This window comes from Streptomyces sp. ME02-8801-2C (assembly GCF_033793965.1).
GTDB lineage: Bacteria > Actinomycetota > Actinomycetes > Streptomycetales > Streptomycetaceae > Streptomyces.
In genome coordinates this window covers 189,454-205,742 of record NZ_JARAXP010000010.1, presented here as the reverse complement: position 1 = coordinate 205,742, position 16,289 = coordinate 189,454, and the positions used below count along the sequence as shown (strand labels likewise).

The 16,289-nt window shown below is 70.1% G+C and carries 19 protein-coding genes; 9 read left to right on the top strand and 10 right to left on the bottom strand.

Annotated elements, in window-relative coordinates:
• Positions 1 to 56 precede the first annotated feature (56 nt).
• Positions 57 to 881, bottom strand: coding sequence for a helix-turn-helix domain-containing protein (locus PV396_RS30725; protein WP_319210222.1), 825 nt, complete (start codon positions 879 to 881; stop codon positions 57 to 59).
• Positions 882 to 1,227: 346 nt separating this feature from the next.
• Here PV396_RS30725 and PV396_RS30720 point away from each other — a divergent pair, with 346 nt between their 5' ends.
• The gene (locus PV396_RS30720; RefSeq protein ID WP_319210221.1) at positions 1,228 to 1,737 is read left to right on the top strand and encodes an ATP-binding protein; all 510 of its coding nucleotides are present in this window, start codon (positions 1,228 to 1,230) and stop codon (positions 1,735 to 1,737) included.
• A gap of 108 nt (positions 1,738 to 1,845) precedes the next feature.
• Here PV396_RS30720 and PV396_RS30715 read toward each other — a convergent pair whose 3' ends face one another.
• The 5 genes from PV396_RS30715 to rpmG all read right to left on the bottom strand — a co-directional run bounded on the left by PV396_RS30715 (position 1,846) and on the right by rpmG (position 4,292).
• Positions 1,846 to 2,124: a DUF397 domain-containing protein gene (locus tag PV396_RS30715; protein ID WP_319210220.1), complete on the bottom strand. Its 279-nt coding sequence runs from the start codon at positions 2,122 to 2,124 to the stop codon at positions 1,846 to 1,848.
• A 289-nt stretch (positions 2,125 to 2,413) separates the two neighbouring features.
• The gene (gene rpsR, locus PV396_RS30710) at positions 2,414 to 2,647 is read right to left on the bottom strand and encodes a 30S ribosomal protein S18 (protein WP_319210218.1); all 234 of its coding nucleotides are present in this window, start codon (positions 2,645 to 2,647) and stop codon (positions 2,414 to 2,416) included.
• A 6-nt stretch (positions 2,648 to 2,653) separates the two neighbouring features.
• Positions 2,654 to 3,844 carry a CobW family GTP-binding protein gene (locus PV396_RS30705; RefSeq protein ID WP_319210336.1) on the bottom strand — a complete coding sequence of 397 codons (1,191 nt, stop codon included), beginning with the start codon at positions 3,842 to 3,844 and terminating at the stop codon, positions 2,654 to 2,656.
• 16 nt (positions 3,845 to 3,860) lie between these two features.
• Complete coding sequence (locus PV396_RS30700; RefSeq protein WP_319210216.1) at positions 3,861 to 4,118, bottom strand: type B 50S ribosomal protein L31; 258 nt, start codon at positions 4,116 to 4,118, stop codon at positions 3,861 to 3,863.
• A gap of 9 nt (positions 4,119 to 4,127) precedes the next feature.
• Entirely contained in the window at positions 4,128 to 4,292 is a 165-nt protein-coding gene (gene rpmG, locus PV396_RS30695; RefSeq protein ID WP_019753828.1) for a 50S ribosomal protein L33, read from the bottom strand.
• A 61-nt stretch (positions 4,293 to 4,353) separates the two neighbouring features.
• Between rpmG and rpmB the strand changes: the two genes are divergently transcribed.
• From rpmB to PV396_RS30680, 3 genes are all read left to right on the top strand, one after another.
• A complete protein-coding gene (gene rpmB, locus PV396_RS30690; RefSeq protein ID WP_307627021.1) occupies positions 4,354 to 4,590 on the top strand; it encodes a 50S ribosomal protein L28 in 237 nt (78 codons plus the stop codon).
• Positions 4,591 to 4,605: 15 nt separating this feature from the next.
• Positions 4,606 to 4,911 carry a 30S ribosomal protein S14 gene (gene rpsN / locus PV396_RS30685; RefSeq protein WP_319210212.1) on the top strand — a complete coding sequence of 102 codons (306 nt, stop codon included), beginning with the start codon at positions 4,606 to 4,608 and terminating at the stop codon, positions 4,909 to 4,911.
• Positions 4,912 to 5,222: 311 nt separating this feature from the next.
• On the top strand, positions 5,223 to 5,762 hold the full coding sequence (locus tag PV396_RS30680; RefSeq protein ID WP_319210210.1) for a hypothetical protein: 540 nt from the start codon (positions 5,223 to 5,225) through the stop codon (positions 5,760 to 5,762).
• 31 nt (positions 5,763 to 5,793) lie between these two features.
• Here PV396_RS30680 and PV396_RS30675 read toward each other — a convergent pair whose 3' ends face one another.
• Positions 5,794 to 6,960: a DUF2786 domain-containing protein gene (locus PV396_RS30675; RefSeq protein ID WP_319210208.1), complete on the bottom strand. Its 1,167-nt coding sequence runs from the start codon at positions 6,958 to 6,960 to the stop codon at positions 5,794 to 5,796.
• A gap of 80 nt (positions 6,961 to 7,040) precedes the next feature.
• Here PV396_RS30675 and PV396_RS30670 point away from each other — a divergent pair, with 80 nt between their 5' ends.
• Together PV396_RS30670 and PV396_RS30665 are read left to right on the top strand one after the other, a co-directional pair.
• The gene (locus PV396_RS30670; protein WP_319210207.1) at positions 7,041 to 7,772 is read left to right on the top strand and encodes a Clp protease N-terminal domain-containing protein; all 732 of its coding nucleotides are present in this window, start codon (positions 7,041 to 7,043) and stop codon (positions 7,770 to 7,772) included.
• A 60-nt stretch (positions 7,773 to 7,832) separates the two neighbouring features.
• Positions 7,833 to 9,569: a bifunctional 3'-5' exonuclease/DNA polymerase gene (locus tag PV396_RS30665; RefSeq protein ID WP_319210205.1), complete on the top strand. Its 1,737-nt coding sequence runs from the start codon at positions 7,833 to 7,835 to the stop codon at positions 9,567 to 9,569.
• A 503-nt stretch (positions 9,570 to 10,072) separates the two neighbouring features.
• Here the strand turns inward: PV396_RS30665 and PV396_RS30660 are convergent.
• Entirely contained in the window at positions 10,073 to 10,960 is an 888-nt protein-coding gene (locus tag PV396_RS30660) for a glycosyltransferase family 2 protein (protein ID WP_319210203.1), read from the bottom strand.
• Between the two features lie 247 nt (positions 10,961 to 11,207).
• Positions 11,208 to 12,275: a ScbA/BarX family gamma-butyrolactone biosynthesis protein gene (locus tag PV396_RS30655; protein WP_319210201.1), complete on the bottom strand. Its 1,068-nt coding sequence runs from the start codon at positions 12,273 to 12,275 to the stop codon at positions 11,208 to 11,210.
• 397 nt (positions 12,276 to 12,672) lie between these two features.
• Here PV396_RS30655 and PV396_RS30650 point away from each other — a divergent pair, with 397 nt between their 5' ends.
• Complete coding sequence (locus PV396_RS30650) at positions 12,673 to 13,401, top strand: response regulator transcription factor (protein WP_319210200.1); 729 nt, start codon at positions 12,673 to 12,675, stop codon at positions 13,399 to 13,401.
• A gap of 157 nt (positions 13,402 to 13,558) precedes the next feature.
• Complete coding sequence (locus PV396_RS30645; protein ID WP_319210198.1) at positions 13,559 to 14,194, top strand: ScbR family autoregulator-binding transcription factor; 636 nt, start codon at positions 13,559 to 13,561, stop codon at positions 14,192 to 14,194.
• 26 nt (positions 14,195 to 14,220) lie between these two features.
• On the opposite strand, the gene PV396_RS30640 is transcribed toward PV396_RS30645, so the two are convergent.
• Entirely contained in the window at positions 14,221 to 14,601 is a 381-nt protein-coding gene (locus PV396_RS30640) for a metalloregulator ArsR/SmtB family transcription factor (RefSeq protein WP_319210196.1), read from the bottom strand.
• Between the two features lie 238 nt (positions 14,602 to 14,839).
• Between PV396_RS30640 and PV396_RS30635 the strand changes: the two genes are divergently transcribed.
• Complete coding sequence (locus PV396_RS30635) at positions 14,840 to 16,048, top strand: MFS transporter (protein WP_319210194.1); 1,209 nt, start codon at positions 14,840 to 14,842, stop codon at positions 16,046 to 16,048.
• Positions 16,049 to 16,289 lie beyond the last annotated feature (241 nt).

Below are 16,289 nucleotides of genomic sequence, written 5' to 3'. Positions count from 1 at the left end.
ACGTGCGTTCAAAGGGAGTTGGGGGGTTGAGTTGGGGGGATCGTCAGTGACCACCGTTACGAGAGTTGCAGCAGGCCCCTCAGCAGGTCCCGGCTCTCGTCGGTGCCGGGGCAGTCCTGCTGCAGTTCCTTCATCGCCTTCTCGTACTGGTTGACGTCCTCCGCCTTGTCCAGGTACAGCGCGCTGGTGAGCTGCTCCAGGAAGATGACGTCGGACAGGTCCGACTCCGGGAAGCTCAGGATCGTGAACGCGCCGCTCTCGCCGGAGTGACCGCCGAAGCCGAACGGCATGATCTGCAGCCGTACGTTGGGCCGCTCGGAGATCTCGATCAGGTGCTGGAGCTGGCCGCGCATCACCTCGCGGTCGCCGTACGGGCGACGCAGGGCCGCCTCGTCCAGGACCACGTGGAACTCAGGGGCGTTGGGAGCGAGAAGGTACTTCTGGCGCTCCAGGCGCAGTGCGACGCGGCGCTCGATGTCGGCGGGGCTCGCGCCCTTCATACCGCGTCCGACGACGGCGCTCGCATAGGCCTCGGTCTGCAGCAGACCGTGCACGAACTGCACCTCGTAGGCGCGGATCAGCGAGGCGGCGCCCTCCAGGCCCACATAGGTGGGGAACCAGTTGGGCAGGACGTCGGAGTAACTGTGCCACCAGCCCGCGACGTTGGCCTCCCTGGCGAGGGAGAGGAGCGCGTTGCGCTCGGTCTCGTCGCTGACGCCGTACAGCGTCAGCAGGTCCTCGACGTCCCGTGTCTTGAAGCTCACCCGGCCCAGCTCCATACGACTGATCTTCGACTCGGACGCGCGGATCGAATAACCCGCTGCCTCTCGCGTGATGCCTCGCGCCTCACGCAGTCGCCTCAGGTGTGATCCGAGCAACATGCGCCGCACCACCGATCCCGGCTCTCCCGCGCTCACGTTCGTCACCCTCCCCAACCTCTCCAGGGGCCGCAGTCTGCCACTAAATCACTCCGAGCAGTACTCGTCCGGTTACTCAAATGGGAAGACGTCAGAGCGTACGCACAGGCCGGGGCAAGGGGAAGACCGGCCAGAGGTGAAAAGTTGGCGGAAAAAATGACCAAGAAGCGGTACGGGAGGGTCCAATTCAGGCACGTGCACGTGCATCTGCCCTTGCATCCGCCGGAAGCATCCGAAACCATGGTCTCGCGCCACCGCTGCATCGCAATGACTGCATCGCAACGACCGCGATCTCCCGGGAGTGCCTCGCATGGGGACGAATGGATCGACCATGCTCGAGCCTTTAAGGCAGGGGCTTCCACCACTGGATCCCTCGACCGTGTCCAACGCGGCGTCGTGCGCACTGCCCGCCCGCTACGAAGCGGTGCGCGAGGCCCGGCAGTTCAGCCGTAGAACGCTCGCCCAGTGGGACATCGGCGACCGCTTCGACGACATCTGTCTGGTCGTCTCCGAGCTGGTCACCAACGCCCTGCGGCACGCGCTGCCCGCGGACCCCCCGCTCTCGTCGGCCCACGAGCCGCTCGTACGGCTGCACTTGATGCGCTGGACCGAGCGGCTGGTGTGCGCGGTGCGCGACCCGAGCCGGGAGAGCCCGGTGGCATACGACGCCGAGGAGTTCTCGGAGGACTTCTCGGCCGAGTCGGGGCGCGGCCTGTTCCTCGTCGACTCGTTCAGCGACAGCTGGGGCTGGCACCCGCTCTCGGGCGCGCTGGGCGGCAAGGTCGTCTGGGCGCTGTTCGGGCTACCCTCCGCCGAGTGAGACACCGCGGCACTTCCGCGCGCCGCGGTTCTACGCGCGTCACCTTGAGCGATACGACGACTACGCCCCGTTTCGTCCGGCCCGGAGGCCGGGATGGTCGCGGGGCGGTCAGGTCGCTGTCAGATGATCGAACTCGCCGTCCTTGATGCCCAGGAGCATCGCCTCGATCTCGGCGCGCGTGTAGACGAGCGCCGGACCGTCAGGGAAGCGCGAGTTGCGCACCGCCACCTCACCGCCGGGCAGCCGCGCGAACTCCACGCAGGAACCCTGCGAGTTGCTGTGCCGGCTCTTCTGCCAGGCGGCGACCCCGTCCAGCCGCGCGGCGGCCATGCCGTTGTACACGCCGGACTCATCGGCTGTGCCAACGCGGTACACGTCGTGGTCCACAGGTTGCTCCCTGGTGGTGCACTGGGCTGTTGAGGCCATTGGTGCGGTGGTCAACTGTGCCGGGATCATAGCTCTGTTCACGTGCAGACGCATGGACGAATGGGGGAGCATATGCATGCGCATCTGCACGAGCAGATGCACGTGCACGCGGGGTGTTCGGGCCGCTACTCACCTTGACGCACGCGGGGCCCCTTACGTTCCCTCGCACGCCGGCACCCCCGCCTCCTGGGTTCTGCGGAGACGGGGGTGCGGGTGGGGGTGGGGCGAGAGGTAAAGGGGGGGCAGGCCCCTACCGGGACACGTACGGCAGCAGGGCCATCTCCCGGGCGTTCTTGATCGCGCGGGCGAGCAGCCGCTGCTGCTGGGCCGAGACCCGGGTGACCCGGCGGCTGCGGATCTTGCCGCGGTCGGAGATGAACTTCCGCAGCAGGTCCGTGTCCTTGTAGTCGATGTACGTGATCTTGGCCGCGTCCAGCGGGTTGGGGCGGGCCTTGAGGGGCTTGCGTTCGAGCTTGCGGGCCATGGGGGGTCAGACCTCCAGGAGGGTGTCGAAGGCGGGCGGCAGGCGTTTCCAGGCGGTGCGTCCGCCGGCGTACTCGGCGTCGGTGAGCAGGCAGGACTCCAGGAGCTGTTCGAGTCCGTCACGGTCGAGGCCGGGCGAGGTGAACACCAGGTGCTGGCAGCAGTCGCCGTGCTCGGGGCGCCAGTCGAGGGCGGCGGCCGCCCGGCGTACGGGCTCGACCATGTCCCAGGCCGCGTCCGGGAGCGAGGCGAGCCAGGGGCCCGCGCTCTCCACGCACAGCGCGCCGCCCGCCGCGTCCCAGTGGAGCAGCGTGTCGGGGTGGTCGGCGAGCCAGAACCGGCCCCGGCTGCGCGCGGCGGCACAGGTCAGGTCCTCCAGCGCCTCGTACAGCCGCTCCGGGTGGAAGGGGCGGCGCCGGTGCCACACGAAGGTCGACACGCCGTGCGCGTCGGCCTCGGCCGGCAGCAGTGCGCACGCCGGGTGCTGGGCAGCGGCGGCAGCCTCGACGTCGAATCCGGCGAGGGCGGCGGAGGCGAGGGCCGAGAGCGGCGCAGGCTGCTCTCCGGGCCCGTCGGCCGCGCCCGCCAAGTCCCCCGGGTGGCCGCCCGTGACGGGGACTTGGCGGGCTGTCGGGTGGAGCTGCGCGAGCAGCTCGCGGTCCTCGTCGTCGGCATCCGGGGAGTCGACGAGGGCGAGGACGGTGGCGTACTCCAGCTGGCGGGCGAAGGTGTCCGCGACCGTGCGCTGGTCGGTGGCCGCTGCGGCGAGGCCGCGTTCGGCCAGGTCGTCGCCGTTGCCGAGGTAGGGCAGCAGCAGCGCCGGGTCCACGGCGGTGATGACGCCGGTGACCGTGAGGCCGCCGGCCGTCACCACCTCGGCCATCGCCTTGGGCTCGACGGAGTCCCACAGCTCGACGATCGCCAGCGGGGTCTGCCCGGCGTCCGCCAGCCGCTTCAGCTCGGGGACGAGGTCCTCGCGCAGGGCACAGCACGCGCAGTCGTTGACCAGGGGCGCCTCGCCCGCGGAGAGGATGCCGGTCGTGTCGCTGACCGTCCGCACGACCGTGCCGGCCACGGCCGTGGCGAGGTCGTGGTGGAGTACGACGCTGCCGGGCACGTCGGCGAGCAACCGCGCGACGGCCGCCTTGCGGGCGTCGGCGTGCAGTCCGCCGACGATCGCCACGGAGAGCTCATGCACCTGCACGTGTGTTTCCTCAGTCCCTGCTAGTCGTCTTGCCGTACCGGCGCTCGAAGCGCTCCACACGGCCGGCCGTGTCCAGGACGCGGGCCGTGCCGGTGTAGAAGGGGTGGCTGATGTTCGAGATCTCGACGTCGACGACGGGGTAGGTGTTGCCGTCCTCCCAGTCGATCGTCTTCTCGCTGGTCATCGTGGACTTGGTGAGGAAGGCGTGGTTCGCGGCCCGGTCGCGGAAGACGACGGGCCCGTACGCCGGGTGGATTCCTTCACGCATGGCGGCTGATCAGCGCTCCTCTCGGAAGTCGACGTGCCGGCCCACGACCGGGTCGTACTTGCGCAGGGTCATACGGTCCGGGTCGTTGCGGCGGTTCTTGCGGGTGACGTAGGTGAAGCCGGTCCCGGCCGTGGACCGGAGCTTGATGACCGGCCGGAGTTCGTTGCGAGCCATGCTGGTATCTTACTGAAAACGACTTCCATTTGCATAGCTTGACCGAGAGAGGTGCGTCACCTTGTCCGCCCACTGCATGCTGACCGGCGCTCAGCCGGGCTTCGGCAACAACATCAGTCACTCCCATCGGCGTACGTCACGTCGCTTCAACCCGAACATCCAGTCGAAGCGCTACTGGCTGCCGACCGAGGGCCGGCATGTGCGGCTGCGGCTGAGCACGAAGGGGATCAAGACCGTCGACACGATCGGGGTCGAGGCGGCGGTGGCCCGGATCCGGGCCCGTGGGGTCAAGGTCTGAGGAGGAGCGAACGCCATGGCAAAGAAGAGCAAGATCGCCAAGAACGAGAAGCGGCAGGAGATCGTCGCGCGGTACGCGCAGCGGCGGGCCGAGCTGAAGGAGATCATCCGGCGGCCGGACTCCACGGAGGCGGAACGGGCGGCGGCCCGGCGGGAGCTGGAACGGCAGCCGCGCGACGCGAGTGCCACGCGCGTGCGCAACCGCGACCAGGTGGACGGGCGGCCCCGCGGGTACTTCCGGGCGTTCGGACTGTCCCGGGTCGGCCTGCGGGAGCAGGCGCACGCGGGGTTCCTTCCAGGGGTGCGAAAGTCCTCCTGGTGACGCCCTCGCCTGCCCGGGGGCAGACGATTCCGGTCCGTACCGCCACAGCGGTACCACCACGGGTTCCTGTTTCACGGGCCACCGCCGACTGGTGAAAGTCGGTCTTACACGGCCTCCGCAGGCCTGACATCCCGCCCGTCCGGCGGTAGACCGGACAACTTGGTTGTCCGACAACGCGATACTAGGCGTGGCGCTGCGGCCCTTGGACCGCTACGGGCAAGGTATCCAGCAGCTCCACCCCGAGGAGTGGGGCCCCGGGCAAGCGTTCGATAGCTTGCCGCGTTCGTAACAGCTACTGGTTGGGAGCTTCGGTGACTTCGGTGACGTACGCGCGCGTGCTGGCGCGCAGGGCTGGTGCGGTCTCGGCGGCCGGAGTGGCGGCCGTGCTGCTGCTCGCCGGATGCAGTGGGGACGGGGGCTCCGACGAGGGGGCGAAAACTCCCGGCTCGGACGCCTCGTCGTCCTCCGCCGGCTCCTCCGACACCTCCGGGTCGACCGCGGACACCGGGGGCGGCAGCGGTACGACCACCGCTGACAGCACGTTGGCGGGCAGCTGGCTGACCACCAGCAAGGGTCATGCCGTGGCGCTGGTGATCACCGGGACCAAGGCCGGGGTGTTCGCCACGGGAGGGACCGTCTGCAGCGGTACGGCGGGTCAGGAGGCGGGGATGCAGATGATCCATCTGACCTGCTCGGACGGGAGCAAGGACCGGGCCGAGGGGATGGTCGACTCCCTCGACAAGACCTCGATGAAGATCACCTGGGAGAGCGCCCTCGGTACGGAGACGTACACGAAGGCGGAGGGCGGGCAGCTTCCGTCGGGGTTGCCGACGGCTGGGCTCGGGTCCTGAGGCCCTGATGCCGCGGTGCGGTCCGTACGTGTCAGGCGTCCGGGAGGCGGGGGCGGGTGTGCAGGGCCGCGCGGTCGGCCGCCGCTGTGCCCTCCGTCCAGCCCGCCTCGTCCGTGACGCCCCGTAGGCGGGTCGTCGTGGTCGTGGGGAACATCTGGTCCAGGTGGGCGGTGACCGCCAGGTCCCGGGTGGCAAGGACCGGGAGCAGGGCGGTCGTGGTTTCCGTCGCCGCCGCCTCCGCCGTTTCCGCTGCCGCCGCGGCGGCCAGGCGGGCGCCCGTCTTGTGCGCGTAGGCGGCCAGGAAGGACTGGCGGAAGGTTTTCGTCCGCTTGCGGCCCTTGGCCCGCTGGGCCGCCTCCGCCCTGGTCATCGCCGTCGTGGCCTGGACCAGCAGGGACGTGTAGAGGAGCTCCACCGTCTCCAGGTCGGGCTCGAAGCCCACCACCGTGGAAAAGCCGAGAGCCTCGTTCCACACCGCTCGGCAGCGGTTCGCCTCGGCCACCGCGTGCAGCAGGACCGCCTTCGCCTCCTCGTACGGGGCGTCCACGCCCAGGCGGCACGCGCGCGGGGCGTCGGGTGCCGGGGCGTCGGCCGCGAGCAGGGCCTCGTCGATGCTGTGCCGGGCCATCAGCTCCTGCGCCTTCGCGCTCAGCGCCTCCGCCTCCTCGGGAAACCCGGTCGCCTCCGCCTTCGCCAGCAGCGCGCGGATACGGGGCAGCATGCGGGACTCCGGGCGGGCCGCCTGCCGGGAACCCTCCCCCGGCCCGGCCGCCTGCTCGTCCAGGGACTCCAGCGTCGGCAGGGTCAGCAGCAGGCGGTACAGCTCGAGAACCGTCGTCGCGTGCGTGAAGCGGTCCGTGCGCGGTGGGGCGGGGGTGGCGGCGAGGTCGGTCAGCTGGTCCGTCCAGCGCGGGCCCCGGGGCCGGTCGTTCGGCGCCTGGGCCGTGATCAGCGCCGAGACGAGGCGTACGTGTGCGTCGTCCAGCTCGCGCCGCACGAGGCGTACGACGTCGGCCGGCTGCCAGCCCCTTCGCCAGGCCGAGGCGACGAACTCCTCGCCGCGCCGGGCGAGTTCGGCGTCGGCGGTCGGGTCGGCGGCGAGCAGGGACGCGCCCGTGTCGAGGGTGGTGTCCGTGTCGGCGTACAGGGCGGCCTTGAAGGCCTGTTCGACGGCGGTGCTGGGCGGGCTGCTGGTCACGTGTCGATCGTGCCATGACCGCCGACTCCACTGTCAACTTCGGGTTGACACTCCGCGGACTGCCAACCTAGGGTTGACACATGACGAGCGATCAGCCCGTAAGGGCCTCCGTACGCCTCGACGACCTCATCGAGGCCATCAAGAAAGTCCACACCGACGCTCTCGAACAGCTCCAGGACGCGGTGCTCGCCGCTGATCACCTCGGGGAGGTGGCGGACCATCTGATCGGCCACTTCGTGGACCAGGCACGGCGATCCGGTGCCTCCTGGACCGACATCGGCAAAAGCATGGGCGTCACCCGGCAGGCCGCGCAGAAGCGGTTCGTGCCGAAGGGCGAGTCGGACCTCGACCCCAGCCAGGGCTTCAACCGCTTCACGCCCCGGGCCAGGCAGGTGGTGGTGATCTCCCAGGAGGAGGCCAAGTCCGCCGGCAACGACCAGATCCGCACCGAGCACCTGGTCCTGGGCCTCGTCGCCGAGGCGGAGGGAATCGGGGCGAAGGCGATCACCGCGCAGGGCGTCTCCCTGGACACCGTGCGCGAGGCCGCGACCGCCGGGCTCCCGTCGCCCGCCGAGAGCGTCCCCGCCCTCATCCCCTTCGACACCGACGCGAAGAAGACCCTCGAACTCACCTTCCGCGAGGCCCTGCGCCTCGGCCACAACTACGTCGGCACCGAGCATGTCCTGCTCGCCCTGCTGGAGTTCGAGAACGGCGGGGGGCTCCTCTCCGGCCTCGGCCTCACCAAGCCGGCGTCCGAGGAATACGTCAGCGCTGCCCTCGCCAAGATCAAGGCGGCGTCCGAGGAGGGCTGAGAGAAACACCGAAAATGCTGGTCAGAGGCATTGTCAGACCCTCCTGCCACACTCGTGGACATGGCAGGCGTGGCGGAGACGGCCGAGCGATGGGCGCTCGCTCCGGCCGAGGACGGCGGCGTGGAGATCGCCCCCCTCGGTCCGGACGGGCTGCCCGCCGGGCCGGTGCGCCGGGAGGGGGATCTCGGCGCGGCGGTCCGGGGCCGGCCCGAGGTCACGCGGTGGGTGTGGCGGTCCACCCCCGAGGTCTATCCGCGACTGCTCGCCACGGGGGTGCGAGTCGAGCGGTGCTACGACATCGAGGACGCCGAGACGCTGCTGCTCGGGCACGAGGGGCGGCTCGGCGAGCCCCGGTCCGCGGCGGCGGCCCTCGCCCGGCTGCGCGGTGGTCCCGTACCGCCGGATCCGCCACAGCGGTCCGCCGAACCGGGCGCGCAGTCGCCGCTCTTCGAGCCGGGTCCGGTGCATGTGCCCCTGGCGGATCTGCTGGAGGTGTACGCCGACCAGCAGCGTCGGCACGACGCGACCGCGCATCCGGAGCGGATGCGGTTGCTGACGGCCGCCGAGTCGGCGGGGATGCTGGTGGCCGCCGAGATGAACGCGGCGGGACTGCCGTGGCGCGCGGACGTCCATCGTGAGGTGCTCCACGAACTGCTGGGCGAGCGGTACGCGGGCGGTGGTGAGCCCCGGCGGCTCGCCGAACTGGCGGACGAGGTGTCGGCGGCGTTCGGGCGCCGGGTGCGGCCCGATCTGCCCGCCGATGTCGTCAAGGCCTTCACGCAGGCCGGGATCAAGGTGCGGTCGACGCGGCGATGGGAGATCGAGAGCATCGACCATCCGGCCGTGAAGCCTCTGGTCGAGTACAAGAAGCTGTACCGGATCTGGGTCGCGCACGGCTGGTCCTGGCTCCAGGACTGGGTGCGGGACGGACGGTTCAGACCCGAGTTCCTCGCGGGCGGGACGGTCACCGGGCGCTGGGTCACCAACGGCGGGGGCGGGCTGCAGATCCCCAAGGTGATCCGGCGGGCCGTGGTCGCCGACCCCGGGTGGCGGCTCGTCGTCGCCGACGCCGACCAGATGGAGCCGCGGGTCCTCGCCGCCATCTCTCGCGACCCCGGGTTGATGGAGGTCGCGGGGCGGGAGAGCGACCTCTACCAGTCGGTCTCCGACCGCGCGTTCTCCGGCGACCGGGACCAGGCCAAGATCGCCGTGCTGGGCGCGGTGTACGGGCAGACGTCCGGCGACGGCCTCAAGAACCTGGCCGCGCTCAGACGCCGGTTCCCGAAGGCGGTGGCGTACGTCGACGAGGCCGCACGCGCGGGAGAGGAGGGTCGGCTCGTGCGGACCTGGCTGGGGCGTACATGTCCCCCGGCGGTGCGGGCCGGCGACGACTCGGCGGAGGAGGCCGGCATCCCGCTGTCGGAGGACGAGGGGGGCATCGATCCGGGCGGGGGCTCGGCAGGCGCGGGGGCGCAGGAGTGGGTGCCGGGGTACGCCTCCTCCAACTCCCGCGCCCGGGGCCGCTTCGCGCGCAACTTCGTGGTCCAGGGCAGCGCCGCCGACTGGACCCTGCTGCTGCTCGCCGCGCTGCGCCGGTCCTGTGCGGGGATGGCGGCCGAGCTGGTCTTCTTCCAGCACGACGAGGTGATCGTGCACTGTCCCGAGAAGGAGGCGGAGACGGTCGTGGCGGCGATCCGGGAAGCGGCGGAACTGGCAGGACGCCTGACGTTCGGCGAGACACCGGTGCGGTTTCCGTTCAGCACGGCGGTGGTGGAGTGCTATGCCGATGCGAAGTGAGGGGTGTTGGTGGGCGCGGGGGAGGTGACGGGGCCGGCGGGCGAACGGGGGGGGTGGCGAGGAGCGGGTGCCGTGCGAGGGTCCCCGCACGTCGGTGCCCGTCCAGGGGACGTCGTACGGGGAGGTCCGGGCGCGGATGCGGTGTGGGCGAGTGCTGCCGGGGCCTACGTGCGGGCGGCGCGGGATGGCGCAGGAACCGACATGCGGGCGACGCGAGGCGGTGCCGGGACCGACCCTGGGGGCGACACGAGGCGGTGCCGGGACCGACCTGGGGGCCGTCGCCGGGGATCGCGGGTAGGTCAGGGTTGGTGCGGGCCGCTCGGGATTGCCGTGGCCGTAGTTCGCGCGGCCGGGGCATGTTCGCGGCCGACGCCTGGCGCGCATGGTCAGCGCCTGGTGCGCGTGCCGGCGCCCGGTTCGCGCGGCCGGCGCATGGTTGCCGCGACCTGTGCCCGGTTCGTGTGGCCGGGTGTTGGAGCGAGGAGACAGGCCGGAGGCCGGGTTCACAGGATTGGGGGGCGGCCCAGGCGGGTCAGGTTCCATACTGTGCGCCAGCTCATCGGGCGGCGTTCGCCTGCCGGTTCTCGTAGGCCCTCTGCGAAGCCTGCGAACCAGGCCCGTAGTGCTCCTGCGGAGCGGGCGCGCAGGAAGGTGATCGCGATCCATACGCCCAGGTGCACCGGGATCAGCGGCAGGGGCAGCCTGCGGCGGACCAGCCAGACCCGGTTGCGGGCGGTGACCCGGTGGTAGATGGCGTGCCGCGCGGGCGAGGTGCTGGGGTGGCGGAGCAGAAGTCGCGGTTCGTAGAGGATCTTCCAGCCGGCGTCGACGGCCCGCCAGGCGAGGTCGGTCTCCTCGTGGGCGAAGAAGAAGGCGGCGGGCCAGTCGCCGGTCTCGTCGAGCATCGCCATGCGCAGGGCGTGGCCGCCGCCGAGGAACTGGGTGACATACCCGCCGAGCATCGGGTCGCCTGCGCCTGGCCGGGGGACGTGGCGCCGCTGGGTCACGCCGTTCTCGTCGGCGATGCGGAAGCCGACGATGCCGAGCCGGGGGTCGGCGGCGTACAAGTCCCGTACGCGGGTGAGTACATCGGGGTCGATGAGCAGGCCGTCGTCGTCGAGGTCGACCACCACGTCGATGTCGCCGAACTCCCGCAGCCGGGCCAGGGCCACATTGCGGCCGCCCGGACAGCCGAGGTTCTCGTCGACCTCGATGGTGGTGACTTCGCCGGAGAGACCCGGGAGTTCGGGCAGCGGACAGCCGTTGCCGACGAGCACGATGCGGTCGGGGGCGAGATCCTGCTTGGCGATCGACTCCAGCAGCGCGTTCAGCGCGACGGGCCGGTTTCCCATGGTCACCACGGCCACCGCGATGCGCGGCTCCACCGCCATGCCACCCACCAGCCCACCTCGTTCCGGCCGCCGACGTCAACCATCGCGGTCGGATGCTATCTGTTTACAGTAAGGATGTATTAAGTACGCATTAAGTACGTCTCTTCTGCATAACACCCTACGGCTTGCGCTCGGAGCCCGACTCCAGTCACGTCCGCAGCGCCCACCACCAGTGCACGCTACCCAGCGGCCCGGAAGTCATGCCAGTGAGCCGGGCTTGCCGAACATCTGTCCGCGCAAGACCCGTTCAGGCCACCGGGTCGCGCAGTACCAGGTCCGCCGCAAAAACGCGTTCGCCCTGTTGGGTGGCGAGGACGTGGACGCGCAGGTCCTGGGCCGGGCCCGCGCCGTAGGAGTCGGGGCGGGCGACCCGGGCCTCGATCCAGCAGGGGGCGTCGAGTTCGGCGTACCGGGCGAAGCTGCTGTCGAGGCCGAGGAGGAGCGCGTCGGGGCGACCGGTCGCCGCGCGGGCCGCCTGCCGGGCCGCCTCGATGAGGAGCATGCCGGGGACGTGGTCCACGGGGTGGTCGAAGAGGATGGGGTGCCCGGTGTCGACCCGGAGTTCCCATCTGTTCGCCCAACGGTTCCCCGCGCCGCGCTCCCCGGCCCTGGCGGGGGCGGCGAGCAGCACGTTGCCCGGGTCCGTGTGGCCGACCTCGGCCGGGTCGACCGGCGAGGGCAGGGCTCGGTCCACCGTGGTGGGCCGGCCCGCGCGCAACCGGCGGTGTACGGCGGGGCTGGTGACGCCGAAGCTCGCACCGCCGGTGGCCACCGGCACTCCGTCGCGCCGGACGGAGACGTCGTAGCGCATGCCCGAGATGGTGCGGCCCCGGCGGACGATGTCGTGGCAGACCGTGTGCAGTTCGACGTCGGTCGGGGTGACGCCCGTGGTGAGGGCGGCGGGGGTCGCGGCGAAGGACAGGCTCCACATCAGGAACTGGTGGCCGAACGGGACCCCGTACTCCGCGTGCGACAGCAGGGTGCCGGCCTGCCGGATCGACTCCAGCAGGAGCAGCGGGTCCTGGTGGCCGTGGGCGGGCGCGAAGAGCGCGTGGCCGCGCGGCCACTGGGCGCGGACCACGAAGGAGTCGGAGTCCGCAGGGTCGGGTTCCGTGGGGTCGGGTTCCGTGGGGTCCGATGCGGTGGGGGCGGCCGGTGCGGTCGGGGCGGCCTCCCAGCCGGTGAGGAACACCTCCGCCACGGCGGCACGGTGGACATAGCCGCGGGGCACCGTGGTGGTGAGCAGTGAACCGGTCGGCGTGACGCTGTCGGTCGAGGCGGTGTCGGTCCCGGGCACTCGGGTCGGACTCGGCATCCTCGGCACTCCTGTCTGTTTGTGGACAGGGGAAATGCCGGACCGCGCGTCAGGACCCCCCGTCCCTGATGAACGCGTACAGCCCCCAAGATACAGACAGGGCGGTCGGTTTCAACAGTAAAAGCTTGCTAAAGACATGCGGACGCGCTTGGTTTACGCGTGCGTTACGTTCACTTCTCATACTCGCCTCTGTACGGAAGTTGGGACTTCGCAGGGAGGGAACTGGCGAGTTGCTCATGTTTGGGCCTTTTGGGGTTCTTCGGGAAGGGCTCTCGCCGCGAGGGCAACGAATGTATGGGCCATCCATAATGCGTTGACAAACAGACCGACTTGCCTGTTACCGTCCTTGGCGGTACCCGCTCACCAGTTCGCCGTGGCGTGCCTCAGGAGGGCAACGATGAATCAGCAGGTCGTGGATTCGGACAGGCCGCGCCAGGAGCAGCAGGAGCGGCAGGACGCGTTGAGGGTGCTCGTCGTGGAGAGCGAGACGCAGGCCGCGGACGCACTGGTCCAGGAGCTGCGCCGGCACGGCCATCTCGCCCGGAGCGTGCCCACCGCGGCCCTCGCGCTCCAGGCCCACCCCAGTGTCGACCTGGTCCTGCTCGACCTGGACCTGCCCGACCTGGACGGTCTGGAGGTGTGCCGGCGGATCCGGGCGGTGGGCGACGTGCCGATCATCACCGTGACCACACGCGGAGCCGAACTGGACCGCGTACTCGGACTCCAGGCCGGCTCGGACGACTACGTCGTGAAGCCGTACGGGTTCCGGGAGTTGCTGGCCCGTATGGAGGCGGTGATGCGCCGGGCCCGGCCGCGCCCGGCGTCGACGCGCCAGCAGGTCATCACGTACGGGCCGCTGCGCATCGACACCCGTATCCGCGAACTCCTGCTGGAGGGAAGACGGGTGGACCTGACGCCCAAGGAGTTCGACCTGCTCCATCTGCTGGCCTCGCAGCCCGACACCACCCTGTCCCGGCGGCAGTTGATGAGTCAGGTCTGGGACGACGACTGGTCACACCGGGGACGCACGATCGACACCCACGTCAGCAGCCTTCGCGGCAAACTGGGCTCCAGCAACTGGATCGTCACGGTGCGCGGGGTCGGGTTCCGCCTCGGGCATCCCTGAGCTCGCCTTATGGACATCTGCATGGACATCCGCATGGACATCCGACGCCGCCGTGACCATGACTCGAAACGGAGTCTCACATTCCCCCCTGCAATCGGACCGCATACAATGCAGACCTGTCTGTATTTTTTCCAATCTTGGGATGCGAGGACCGGGGATGGCCCAGCAGGAGCGAGGCATCAGGTCGAAACGCTCGATCCTGGAGGCCGCCGCGGGCGTGTTCGGAGAGCGCGGGTACGACGCGGCCAGCACGAACGAGATCCTCGCGCGAGCGGGCCTCACCCGGGGCGCCCTCTATCACCACTTCCCCTCCAAGGAGGCCATCGCCACCGCGCTGCTGGAGGCGCAGGGCGAGGCCCTGGTGGTGCCGGACCAGCCGATGAAACTCCAGTGCGTCATCGACCTGACCCTGGGGTTCGCCCAACGGCTCCAGTACGACACCGTGCTGCGGGCGAGCGTACGGCTGGCGGTGGAGCAGTCGTCCTTCGCGCCGCCCGCCCAGACCCCGTACAACCAGGCCATCACGGTGATCGAGGATCTGCTCCACCAGGCCGACAAGCAGGGCGAGTTGCTGCCGGGCACGGACATTCCGGAGGTCGCGTCGACGGTCGTCGGCGCGTTCACCGGGCTCCAGGTGATGTCCCAGGCGTACAGCAACCGGCAGGACCTGCCCAGCCGGATATCAGCGCTGTGGCGACTGGTCCTGTCCGGGCTGGCGGCCCCGGGGATACTCCCCCGACTGCGCACGACGGTGCCGCCGGAGGCGGTCGGGGAAGCGGCCGAGCAGCTCTGAGGCTCGGCCTGCTCGGCCCACTCGGTCTAGGAGACGGTTTCCAGGAGGCCCAGGCCCTCCGCGTTTCCGACACCGCCGCGCAGTTCCTCGACGAGCCAGGCGATGCGCTCCTCGTCGCGCCGGTAGTGCGTCCACTTGCCGACGCGGGTGGAGCGGACCAGGCCGGCGCGCTCGAGCGTGGCCATGTAGGCGGAGACGGTGGACTGGGCGAGCCCGGTCTTGGCCTGGATGTGGCTGACGCAGACACCGACCCGGCGCGGGTCGGTGATCTCCGGCTGGACCGGGAAGTGGTCCTCCGGGTCGCGCAGCCACTGCAGCACCTGCAGGCGCACGGGGTTGGCGAGCGCCTTGAGGGGCTCCATCAGCGGGGCGAGATCGCCCGTCGTGGGCATGTCGTGAGTCGTCATGAGCCTTCCGAGACGGGCGTAGGACCGGTGCGGGGCAAGCGATTATTCATCGATGATAAGCGATACGTCACCCGATCGCCGGGTGGGCTCTGACCTGCGACGGGGCTCTCCCGGCGGCGGCGACACGCCTCCCACCAGCAACGGAGGCTCCCGGGGACGGGGTTGACAGTTCATATCGAGGTTCTGCGATACTTCGATGCGTTCGAGCTTCGCTTCATCGCAACGGAGGGTTTTTCTCATGCCTATCGGGCTTATCGCCCTGGCTCTGGGGGGCTTCGGTATCGGCCTCACGGAGTTCGGGATCGTAGGACTGCTGCCCGAGGTGGCAGACGACTTCGACGTCTCCGAGTCCGTGGCCGGCTACCTGGTCTCCGGCTACGCGCTGAGCGTCGCGATCGGCGCCCTCGGGCTCACCGCCGCGATCGCCCGCTTCGACCGCAAGAAGGTCCTCGTCGGCCTGATGACGCTGTTCATCGTCGGCAACCTGATCTCCGCCGTCGCCCCGACCTACTCGCTGCTCATGGTCGGCCGGGTCGTCGCCGCCCTCTGCCACGGCGCCTTCTTCAGCGTCGGCGCCGTCGTCGCGTCCGACATGGTCGCCGAGAACAAGAAGGGCAGCGCCATCGCCCTCATGTTCGGCGGACTGACGGCCGCCAATGTGCTCGGCGTGCCGCTCGGCACCTTCCTGGGCCAGCAGCTCGGCTGGCGCTCCACCTTCTGGGCGATCACAATCCTCGGCTTCGTCACCCTGGCCGGCATCCAGGCCCTGGTCCCGCAGAGCACCGCGTCCGCGCCGACCGACCTGCGCACCGAGCTGGCCGTCTTCCGGCGCGGTCAGGTCTGGGTCTCCATCGCGCTGAGCATCCTCGCCTTCGGCGGTGTCATCGGCGGCTACACCTACATCGCGTTCACGCTCACCGAGGTCAGCGGGTTCTCCGACAGTGCGGTGCCGTGGCTGCTCGTCCTGTTCGGCGTGGGCACGTTCATCGGCAACTTCTTCGGCGGCAAGGCGGCCGACAAGTCCCTGAACAAGGCCCTGATCGGCGCCATGGCCGGACTCGCCGTCGTCATGGCCCTGTTCGCCCTCACCGCCGAGAACAAGATCGCCACGATCGTCGCCCTGCTGCTGATGGGCGCCATCGGCCTCTCCGCGGCGCCCGGTCTCCAGGCGCGCGCCATGAAGTACGCCTCGGACGCGCCCACCATGGCCTCCGGCGCCAACATCGCCGCCTTCAACGTCGGCAACGCGCTCGGCGCCTGGATCGGCGGCCTCACCCTCGCCGCCGGGTACGGCTTCGTCTCCCCGCTGTGGGTCGGCGCGGCGCTCGCCCTCGCCGGGCTCGGGGTCGCGGTGGCGGGGTCGCTGGGCGGTTCGCCCTCGGTCTCACGGGCCACCGCTCCGGGTGTCGCACGTCGGGCGGAGAACGTGGAAGCCGGCGTTCAGTAGAAGAATTCCTTTCGGAAACATCCTTGAATTCAAATGCGAATGCGGCAGGGCCGGGAACCTCTATGGTTCCCGGCCCTGTTTCTTTTTCTTTTCCGAGGTGCAGATGCAGGCGCAGGTACAGTCACAGGGCTCTGACCAGCAGATATAACACTTCTCTGACGTTCTTCTGACATCACTTGAAAAGACATGTAGAAGCCTGAACCGGAAAGCATTGTGGGCGGTCCTGCAGGGGGTCAGAATT

Coding starts and splice junctions, on each gene's coding strand:
- PV396_RS30725 (WP_319210222.1), bottom strand. CDS start 881: ATGTTGCTCGGATCACACCTGAGGCGACTGCGTGAGGCGCGAGGCATC.
- PV396_RS30720 (WP_319210221.1), top strand. CDS start 1,228: ATGGGGACGAATGGATCGACCATGCTCGAGCCTTTAAGGCAGGGGCTT.
- rpsR (WP_319210218.1), bottom strand. CDS start 2,647: ATGGCCCGCAAGCTCGAACGCAAGCCCCTCAAGGCCCGCCCCAACCCG.
- PV396_RS30700 (WP_319210216.1), bottom strand. CDS start 4,118: ATGCGTGAAGGAATCCACCCGGCGTACGGGCCCGTCGTCTTCCGCGAC.
- rpmG (WP_019753828.1), bottom strand. CDS start 4,292: ATGGCTCGCAACGAACTCCGGCCGGTCATCAAGCTCCGGTCCACGGCC.
- rpsN (WP_319210212.1), top strand. CDS start 4,606: ATGGCAAAGAAGAGCAAGATCGCCAAGAACGAGAAGCGGCAGGAGATC.
- PV396_RS30670 (WP_319210207.1), top strand. CDS start 7,041: ATGACGAGCGATCAGCCCGTAAGGGCCTCCGTACGCCTCGACGACCTC.
- PV396_RS30665 (WP_319210205.1), top strand. CDS start 7,833: ATGGCAGGCGTGGCGGAGACGGCCGAGCGATGGGCGCTCGCTCCGGCC.
- PV396_RS30660 (WP_319210203.1), bottom strand. CDS start 10,960: ATGGCGGTGGAGCCGCGCATCGCGGTGGCCGTGGTGACCATGGGAAAC.
- PV396_RS30655 (WP_319210201.1), bottom strand. CDS start 12,275: ATGCCGAGTCCGACCCGAGTGCCCGGGACCGACACCGCCTCGACCGAC.
- PV396_RS30650 (WP_319210200.1), top strand. CDS start 12,673: ATGAATCAGCAGGTCGTGGATTCGGACAGGCCGCGCCAGGAGCAGCAG.
- PV396_RS30645 (WP_319210198.1), top strand. CDS start 13,559: ATGGCCCAGCAGGAGCGAGGCATCAGGTCGAAACGCTCGATCCTGGAG.
- PV396_RS30640 (WP_319210196.1), bottom strand. CDS start 14,601: ATGACGACTCACGACATGCCCACGACGGGCGATCTCGCCCCGCTGATG.
- PV396_RS30635 (WP_319210194.1), top strand. CDS start 14,840: ATGCCTATCGGGCTTATCGCCCTGGCTCTGGGGGGCTTCGGTATCGGC.